Below are 522 nucleotides of genomic sequence, written 5' to 3' on the forward strand. Positions count from 1 at the left end.
TTGTGATGCTCGACCAGCACGGCTTTAAGTTTCTCCCGCTCAGGCTTCACCTTGCCTTGGCGCTGACGCCAGGCGTAAAAGCTGCTGCGGTTGACTCCAAACGCCCGACAGCAATTGTTAACGCCGTACTGCTCGTCCAGCTCGTTGATCAACGAAAATGATCTTTGGAGTCCAAAAGCAGGAGAGCACTGGCCTTTTTTAGGATTTCAATGTCCAGGTCTTTTTGCCTGAGCAACGCTTTTAGCTGCTGGATCTCTCGCTGATCGGCGGTAATCGCCTTGGCCCCCTCCGGGGTCGAACCCAGGCGCTCTTTGCGAACCTGATCGACCCAACGGCGTAAGGCGGTAGGGCCAATATCAAGACTGGCACAGACATCGGGAACTGACTGGCCCTCGTCCAGTACCATGCTGGCAGCCTTGAGCTTGAACTCACTGGAATAAGATTTACGCATATCCAAACACCTCAGATTTGGGCGCCATCATAGCGCCCGATTGAAGTGTCCAAAATCATTAGGCCAGTTCA

General features: G+C 53.4%; 1 protein-coding gene. It reads right to left on the reverse strand.

The window, feature by feature from the left end; all coding sequences use genetic code 11:
* Positions 1–148: 148 nt before the first annotated feature.
* Positions 149–451, reverse strand: coding sequence for a transposase (locus tag K0F88_RS32045; RefSeq protein ID WP_257605426.1), 303 nt, complete (start codon positions 449–451; stop codon positions 149–151).
* Positions 452–522: the final 71 nt, after the last annotated feature.

This window comes from Pseudomonas sp. UMAB-40 (assembly GCF_900095275.1).
Taxonomy (GTDB): Bacteria; Pseudomonadota; Gammaproteobacteria; order Pseudomonadales; family Pseudomonadaceae; genus Aquipseudomonas; species Aquipseudomonas mandelii_B.

What these genes read in the sequence shown, in the direction of transcription:
- K0F88_RS32045 (WP_257605426.1), bottom strand. Translation starts at nt 451, where the DNA reads ATGCGTAAATCTTATTCCAGTGAGTTCAAGCTCAAGGCTGCCAGCATG.